6 protein-coding genes and 1 pseudogene are annotated in these 7,649 nt (G+C 70.4%); 1 reads left to right on the forward strand and 6 read right to left on the reverse strand.

The genetic code is table 11. The features are described from left to right. Positions 1–187 precede the first annotated feature (187 nt). The 5 genes from GEV28_RS41195 to gatC all read right to left on the reverse strand — a co-directional run bounded on the left by GEV28_RS41195 (position 188) and on the right by gatC (position 6,222). The gene (locus GEV28_RS41195; protein ID WP_291419675.1) at positions 188–1,528 is read right to left on the reverse strand and encodes a helix-turn-helix transcriptional regulator; all 1,341 of its coding nucleotides are present in this window, start codon (positions 1,526–1,528) and stop codon (positions 188–190) included. A 642-nt stretch (positions 1,529–2,170) separates the two neighbouring features. Continuing rightward, positions 2,171–2,344: a hypothetical protein gene (locus tag GEV28_RS41200; protein WP_291419666.1), complete on the reverse strand. Its 174-nt coding sequence runs from the start codon at positions 2,342–2,344 to the stop codon at positions 2,171–2,173. Between the two features lie 520 nt (positions 2,345–2,864). After that, positions 2,865–4,382: an Asp-tRNA(Asn)/Glu-tRNA(Gln) amidotransferase subunit GatB gene (gene gatB, locus GEV28_RS41205; RefSeq protein WP_291419668.1), complete on the reverse strand. Its 1,518-nt coding sequence runs from the start codon at positions 4,380–4,382 to the stop codon at positions 2,865–2,867. Beyond that, positions 4,379–5,926 (reverse strand): Asp-tRNA(Asn)/Glu-tRNA(Gln) amidotransferase subunit GatA, encoded by a 1,548-nt coding sequence (gatA, locus tag GEV28_RS41210; RefSeq protein WP_291419670.1) that lies wholly within the window; start codon positions 5,924–5,926, stop codon positions 4,379–4,381. Before gatA ends, gatB begins: the two co-directional genes overlap by 4 nt. Beyond that, the gene (gatC, locus tag GEV28_RS41215) at positions 5,923–6,222 is read right to left on the reverse strand and encodes an Asp-tRNA(Asn)/Glu-tRNA(Gln) amidotransferase subunit GatC (RefSeq protein WP_291419672.1); all 300 of its coding nucleotides are present in this window, start codon (positions 6,220–6,222) and stop codon (positions 5,923–5,925) included. The genes gatA and gatC overlap by 4 nt, the downstream gene beginning before the upstream one ends. Positions 6,223–6,461: 239 nt before the next feature. Between gatC and GEV28_RS41220 the strand changes: the two genes are divergently transcribed. Then, entirely contained in the window at positions 6,462–7,115 is a 654-nt protein-coding gene (locus GEV28_RS41220; RefSeq protein WP_291419674.1) for an amino acid-binding protein, read from the forward strand. Here GEV28_RS41220 and GEV28_RS41225 read toward each other — a convergent pair. Continuing rightward, positions 7,090–7,649, reverse strand: a pseudogene (locus GEV28_RS41225) (hypothetical protein); the annotation flags it as partial. The gene GEV28_RS41220 and the pseudogene GEV28_RS41225 overlap by 26 nt on opposite strands.

Here is a 7,649-nt window from a genome sequence, read left to right on the forward strand (position 1 = left end):
GGCATCAAGATCACCGATCGTGAGATGAGAACACTCCTCGCGCGGTATCTGACCCCACACGAGTGGCACGGCGAATGGAACTACACCATCAGCCCGACCGACACACCCAGTTGAGCGTGTTGTTCATTTCCAAGCCCTTACACAACCGTGATCCGGGGACATCGGCGCACCGAGCGCTTGCAAGGACCTAGCACTCCAGCTCGTTGGGTGCGCTTGCGTCCGGCTCACCCCGTCGCAGCTCCTCGTAAGCTTCCCGGAGGTCACGGGCTTCGGGAAGTTGCCGGGTCTCCACCGCCTTGACAACCTCCGCCGCTCGCCAATGGTTGGACGGCACCACGCGACCGGACAACATGGCTTGGAGCGCCGCGGCACAGGCTTCGTCGAGGCGATTGGTCACCAGCAACGCCAAGGCCAGGTCAAGGTTCGCAGCGGCGACCCGACGCGGCCATTTCCCGCTACCTTCGCTGGGCTCGAGCCGTGCGATGACCTCACGGGCGTAGCGCTCCGCTGCCGGATCACCGGCCCACGCCAGCGTGGTCGCAACGTAGGCCACCGACTTGTCCGGGTCGTAGCGGTAGTGGTGCTCGGGGTGGTCCGGGCGCTCCAGCGGGGATACGAGCTTGGTGACCCGCTCGATCGCGCTGTAGGTCTCACGGGGTTGGCGCAACCGCGCCCATGCCCGGCCTTCTTGGGCGGTGGCCTGGATGGCGACCGAGCTACCGGAGGGAGCCAGCTCTTGCGCCGCCCGGGACAGCTCCAAGGCGCGTCGGTAGTTGCCTTCGGTCAACACTCGCCAGGCTTCCGTCTCGAAGCACCAGGCACGGACCTCGTCGTGTCCGGCCTGCTGCGCCAAGCTCGCCGCCGTTCGCAGGCGGGCGGTCGCGGCGGCCGACCGGTTCAGGTCAACGTGGACGGTGGCGGCCAACAGCGACAGCCAGCCTCCGACCACGACCAGCCGTTTCCGCTCGGAGAGCGTCATGCGGCCGTCCATGAGGGTGCTGATGTATGCCAGGTGGTGGCGCAGTCGCACCAGCAGCTCGGCCGGAGGCGTGACCGGGTAGGCCGTGGCCAGCTCGTCGAAGGCCAGCTCCAGGCGGGTCAGCGTCTCATCGCCCACATCGCTGGCGGCCACGCGACGCGCCAACTCGATGGCCGCCATCTCGTCATCCAGACCTGCCGGTGACATGCCCCATCCGGTCAGCGGCGTACTACGCAGGCCGTCCGCCTTCGCGCGTATCGCGGCCAACTCGTTCGCACGCACGTCTGCTTCGCACTCACGCTTGGTGGTCTCAAGCTGGCGATAGGCGGCAACAAGCTGTCCGCCGGATTCGGTGAGCTGGTCAGCGGTCTGCCAGAACGCCTCGTCAGCGCGGGCACGGCCCTTCTCGACGTGGGACACGGTGGTGCGGTCGACGTAGGCGGCCGTCGCAAGCTGTCCTTGCGTGATATCCGCCGCCTTGCGGAACGTGGCCAGGCGTTCCCCGAGGGCGCGCCGTAGCTCCGTGATCTCCACCGGTTCCCGAGCCATCTGTGCCACGTTTCTCAGTGTCGCCGTTTCAGCACTGGATACCAGCGTAACCGCAGGTGATGACCCATGTGGCAACGGTGCGCACCCCGTTCCGCACACCTGTTGTCCCGGGGTTTCGTGATCATAAGCACCTGACATGCGGGGGTAGCAGCGAGTGATCAAGATCGTGAGGGAGCATGCCTTGGCTGAACGGGTGGCAGCGCTGGCAGCGCTGGCGGTAGCGCTGCACGGCCGGGCTGGGCGGCGAGAACGGGAGGGTGACCCACGACTCGCAACATCAACCAATCGCATTGCGACCGACGCAAGAGAAAAGTGATCGAACGTCCCGGTCGCGGCATCGCCTACTCGGACGAAACCGTGATCGACCGGGACCGCAAAGGGATCCTGTGGCGCCGCATGACCTCGCAACCAGGGCAAGACCGACCACGGTTCGGCGAGGTCCACCCGCTACGGCAACGACGGGCCATGCTGCGAATGTTGTGCCAGGTCTGCGCCGGCCCGGCTGGCCGTATTGACGACGGCATCCTGTGGTTGCTCAAGGACCATCGGGACGACTGGCCCAGTTGGCCAGAGAACTTGGGGGTCACCGAGCCACCGGTCTGCCTGCCTTGCCTTCGCACATCGCTGCGTCTCTGCCCGGCGCTACGCAAGGGGGCGGCCGCGATTCGGGTTCGCCGGTTCCCACTCGCAGGTGTTCGCGGCGCGCTCTACCAAAGCGGTCGGCCTTCTCCTGTCGTTACGGGCGATGCGAACATCGCCTTTGAAGATCCAGCTATTCATTGGGTCCGGGCCACCAACCTGCTCCGCGAACTGCATGACTGCACGATCCTCCCGTTGGAGAAGCTATGCCCAAGATCAAGCGGGAGTTGATCCGCACCTGGCTCGAAGACCCCAACTGGTCGATCGGAAGGCTGGCCAAAGAATGCAGCGTCATAGGTGGGACAACTTCCCTGAAGGAACGGTGCGCAACGTTGTCAACGGCATTGAACCGATGCGACCGGGGCGAATCAAGGTCATCTGCCGGGTACTGGCCAAGTATGGGGACGGCATTCCGTATGAGGAACTGATCGTTCCGATGCCGTCAGATCGATGACATGCCGAACCCGCGAGTCCGAGGTTGTCCACAGGTTCGTTCGGCGCACGCCGTTTCTGTCGGTGCGCATCCGTAGAGTGGAAAGCGGGGGGCCCCCGCGGGTCCGGGGGTTGTCCACAGGCCCGCACGGCGCGGGCAGTTCGTCGGCGGGCAGGTTGTCGGCGGGCAGGTTCTGTCGGTGGTGTGCGGCGCGACGGCCCGCGAGTCGCCGGCGGGACTCGCGGGCCGTCGGGCCGGGTACCGCTAGCCGCAGCGTTCGAGGATCAGCTCGCGCACCCGCTTGGCGTCCGCCTGGCCCTTGGTGGCCTTCATCACCGCGCCCACGATCGCGCCCGCGGCCTGAACCTTGCCGCCACGGATCTTGTCCGCGACGTCCGGCTGGGCGGCCAGCGCCTCGTCGATCGCCGCGTACAGCGCGGTGTCGTCGGAGACCACCGCCAGCCCACGCGCCGCGACGACCTCGTCGGGCTCGCCCTCGCCGGCCAGCACGCCGTCGACGACCCCCCGGGCGAGCTTGTTGGTCAACGCCCCCTCGGACACCAGCGCCGCGACCCGGGCCACCTGCGCCGGGGTGATCGGCAGCTCCGGCAACTCCGCGCCGCGGGAGTTGGCCTCCTGGCACAGGTAGTTGACCCACCAGGCACGGGCCTCCGCCGGCGGCGCCCCGGCGTCCACCGTGGCCGCGACGAGGTCGATGGCGCCGGCGTTGACCAGGTCGCGCAGCTCCAGATCGGACAGGCCCCAGTCGGCCTGGACGCGCTTGCGGCGCTCCGCCGGCATCTCCGGCAGCGTGGCGCGCAGCTTCTCGACCCACTCCGGCGCTGGCTCGATCGGCACGAGGTCGGGCTCCGGGAAGTACCGGTAGTCCTCCGAGGTCTCCTTGCGCCTGCCGGCCGACGTGGTGCCGGTGGCCTCCTGGAAGTGCCGGGTCTCCTGAACGATCTCGCCGCCGGCCACGAGCACCGCCGCCTGCCGGGTCATCTCGTAGCGCACCGCACGCTCGACGCTGCGCAGCGAGTTGACGTTCTTGGTCTCGGTGCGGGTGCCGAACACGGTCGTGCCGCGCGGCATCAGCGACACGTTCGCGTCGCAGCGCAGCGAGCCCTGGTCCATCCGCACGTCCGACACGTCCAGCGCCCGCAGCAGGGCGCGCAGCACCGTGACGTACGCGCGGGCGACCTCCGGCGCGCGGGCGCCGGTGCCGACGACGGGCTTGGTGACGATCTCGACCAGCGGCACACCGGCCCGGTTGTAGTCCAGCAGCGAGTGGTCGGCGCCGTGGATGCGTCCGGTGGCGCCGCCGACGTGCAGCGACTTGCCGGTGTCCTCCTCCATGTGCGCGCGCTCGATCTCGACGGTGACCACCGTGCCGTCGGCGAGCTCCACGTCCAGCTTGCCGTTGAACGCGATGGGCTCGTCGTACTGCGAGGTCTGGAAGTTCTTCGGCATGTCCGGGTAGAAGTAGTTCTTCCGCGCGAACCGGCACCACGGCGCGATCTCGCAGCCGAGCGCCAGCCCGATCCGGATCGCCGACTCGACCGCCGTGCGGTTGATCACCGGCAGCGAGCCGGGCAGCCCCAGGCAGGTCGGGCAGACCTGGGTGTTCGGCTCGGCGCCGAACTCGGTCGGGCAGCCGCAGAACATCTTGGTGTGTGTGGACAGCTCGACGTGCACCTCGAGCCCGAGCACCGGGTCGAAGCGCTCGAGCACCTCGCCGTAGTCGAGGACGTCCGAAGTGGACAGTGACGTTGGCCCGGTCATCGTGCGACCTCCAGCTGGGGAACCCGGTTGATCAGCGGACCGCCCTGGGCGGTGTTCCGGGCGACCTCGTAGGCGGCGGCCACCCGGTACATCCGCTGCTCCTGCAGCGCGGGGGCCATCACCTGCAGGCCGACCGGCAGACCGTCCTCATCGGACAGCCCGCACGGCACGCTCATGGCGGGGGTGCCGGCGAGGTTCGCCGGGATCGTGCACAGGTCCGCGCGGTACATGGCCACCGGGTCGTCGACGCGCTCGCCGATGCGGAACGCGGTGGTGGGCGTGGTGGGCGACACGAGCACGTCCACGTCGGCGAACGCGGCCTCGAAGTCGCGGGTGATCAGCGTGCGCACCTTCTGCGCCTGGCCGTAGTAGGCGTCGTAGTAGCCCGACGACAGCGCGTAAGTGCCGATCATGATGCGCCGCTTGACCTCCTCGCCGAAGCCGGCCTCCCGGGTGAGCGCCATGACCTGCTCGGCGCTGTTGCCGTTCTCGTCGCCGACCCGCAGGCCGTAGCGCATCGCGTCGAACCGGGCCAGGTTCGACGAGGCTTCGCTGGGCGCGATCAGGTAGTACGCGGCCAGCCCGTAGTCGAAGTGCGGGCAGGACACCTCGACGATGTCCGCGCCGAGCTGGCGCAGCGTGTCGACCGCGAGCCGGAACGCGTTGGTGACACCCGCCTGGTACCACTCGCCGGCGAACTCGCGGACCACGCCGACCCGCACGCCGCGCAGGTCGCCGATCGCACCCTCGCGGGTGGCGGCGACCACCGGCGGCACCGGCGCGTCGATGGAGGTGGAGTCGAGCTTGTCGTAGCCGGCGATCACCTCGTGCAGCAACGCCGCGTCGAGCACCGTGCGCGCGCACGGCCCGCCCTGGTCGAGCGAGGACGAGAACGCCACGAGCCCGTACCGGGACACGCCGCCGTAGGTGGGCTTGACGCCGACCGTGCCGGTGACCGAGGCGGGCTGGCGGATGGAGCCACCGGTGTCGGTGCCGATGGCCAGCGGCGCCTCGAACGCGGCGAGCGAGGCCGACGAGCCGCCGCCGGAGCCGCCGGGGATCCGCCCGAGGTCCCACGGGTTGTGCGTGGTGCCGTAGGCGGAGTTCTCGGTGGAGGAGCCCATGGCGAACTCGTCCATGTTGGTCTTGCCGAGGATGACGACGCCGGCCTCGTGGAGCTTGCGGGCAACCGTGGCGTCGTAGGGCGGGACCCAGCCCTCCAGGATCTTGGAGCCGCAGGTGGTGGGGATGCCCTCGGTGGTGAAGACGTCCTTGAGCGCCAGCGGCACACCGGCGAGCGGCGAGACCGGCGGGCGGCCGGCCGCGATCTCCTCGTCGACCGCGCGGGCCGCCGACAGCGCGCCCTCGGTGTTGACGTGCAGGAACGCGTGGACCGTGTGGTCGACGGCGGCGATGCGGTCGAGGTGGGCCTGGGTGACCTCGACCGAGGAGACCTTGCCGGCGTGGATCTCGGCGGCCAGCTCGGCCGCCGTCATGCGGGTGAGCTCACCCTGTGTCAATGATTCGCTCGCAAGCTCGCTCATGCTTCCTCCTCCAGGATGCGCGGCACGCGGAACCGGCCGTCCTCGACCGCCGGCGCGCCGGCCAGGGCCTGCTGCTGGGTGAGGCCCGGGCGGGGGAGGTCGTCGCGGAAGACGTTGGTGAGCCGCACGGCGTGCGACGTGGGCGGGATGTCCTGGGCCGCGACCTCGCCGACGCTGGCCACCGACTGGAGGATGACGTCCAGCTGGCCGGCGAACTTGTCCAGTTCGTCCTCGGTGACAGCCAGTCTGGCCAGGCGGGCGAGGTGGGCGACCTCCTCGCGCGAGATGTTGGGCACTGAGCGAACTCCCCTACGTGCGAATTTCTCGGGTTGACTTGATGCCGAAGTCTATTTCCAGCGCCCGCCGCGTCCCGAACGGGTTATCGAGGTGGCAAGCTGGTCACAGGCTCGCCGATCCCGTGGTGTGGACGGCTGCTGTGGACGCATCCTGGCGTCTGCGACAATCGTCGGCCGGCACGAGATCGACCGCGGCGGAGAGGCGCCGTGGTCAACACCAACCGCAGGAGGCGTTCGCCTTGTCCTTCCTGATCCGGGTGCAGTTGCCGGACCGCCCGGGAGCTCTCGGAGCGGTGGCGACCGCGCTGGGCGGCATCGGGGCCGACATCCTGAGCGTGGACGTGGTGGAACGGACCTCCGGCATGGCGATCGACGATCTCGTCGTGGAGCTGCCGAAGGGCCGGCTGCCGGACGTGCTCATCACCGCCGCCGAGTCGGTGGAGGACGTCGAGGTCGACGCGGTGCGGCCGTACGCCGGGGTGCTCGACACCCACCGGGAGCTCGAGCTGGTGGAGGAGGTTGCCGAGCAGCCGGACGAGGGGCTCGCCATCTTCACCGAGGGCGTGCCGCGGATCATCCGGGCCGGGTGGGCGCTGGTCGTCGGGCCGGCCGAGGGGGGCGCGAGGACGCTCACCGCCAGCACCGCGGCACCGCAGCTGAAGACGCTCGACCTGCCGTGGCTGCCGCTCGCCCGCGCCACGATCCTCGACGGCGAGGCGAGCTGGGTTCCGGAGACGTGGCGGGAGCTCGGGACGGAGCTGGCCGCCACCCCGCTGGGCAAGCCGGACCGGGTGCTGCTCGTCGGGCGGCCGGGTGGGCCGATGTTCCGCGCCGCCGAGGTGGCACGGCTCGCGCACCTGGCCGGGATCATCGCGGTCGTGCTGTCCGGCTGAGCACCAGGACCGCCGCCGCCACCGCCAGCACGATCGCGCCCGCGACCTGCCCGGAGGGCCCGAGGATCTTCGCCGGGTCGGCGTGCCCGTCGGCGCCGATCCGGGCGAGGTGCAGCGAGGCGTGGACCCCGACGGCCGCGGCCGTGGCGAGCGCGCCGAACGCCGGCAGGTCCCCGTGCCGGCGCGCCGCGGTGCCGACTGTGGCGGCCACCGCGGCCATGACGAGGAACAGGTAGACCCAGGCGAGCGCCTCGGTCGGCCGGTCGGCGACGACCAGGGCGACCATCGCCACCGCCGCCGCGAGCGCCGGGGCGGGCGCGGGCAGCCGGCCGGCCAGTGCCGCGCCACCCAGAGCCCCGGCGAGGGCGAGCGGCCACGCGTACCAGACCGAGCCGGCGACGCCGTCCCGGATGACGACGAGCAGCACCACGGGCGCGGCGAGCACCGCCCCGGTGGCGGCCACCGCGAGGGTCGCGCGCGCCCCGGCCGGACCGGCGGCCGCGAGCGCCCCGCCGAGGACGACGAGGCCGGCGA

It is taken from the genome of Actinophytocola sp., assembly GCF_009379765.1.
Taxonomy (GTDB): Bacteria; Actinomycetota; Actinomycetes; order Mycobacteriales; family Pseudonocardiaceae; genus Actinophytocola.

Excerpts from the sequence above, each read along its gene's own strand:
- GEV28_RS41195 (WP_291419675.1), bottom strand. The coding sequence starts at position 1,528 with ATGGCTCGGGAACCGGTGGAGATCACGGAGCTACGGCGCGCCCTCGGG.
- GEV28_RS41200 (WP_291419666.1), bottom strand. The coding sequence starts at position 2,344 with ATGCAGTTCGCGGAGCAGGTTGGTGGCCCGGACCCAATGAATAGCTGG.
- gatB (WP_291419668.1), bottom strand. The coding sequence starts at position 4,382 with ATGACCGGGCCAACGTCACTGTCCACTTCGGACGTCCTCGACTACGGC.
- gatA (WP_291419670.1), bottom strand. The coding sequence starts at position 5,926 with ATGAGCGAGCTTGCGAGCGAATCATTGACACAGGGTGAGCTCACCCGC.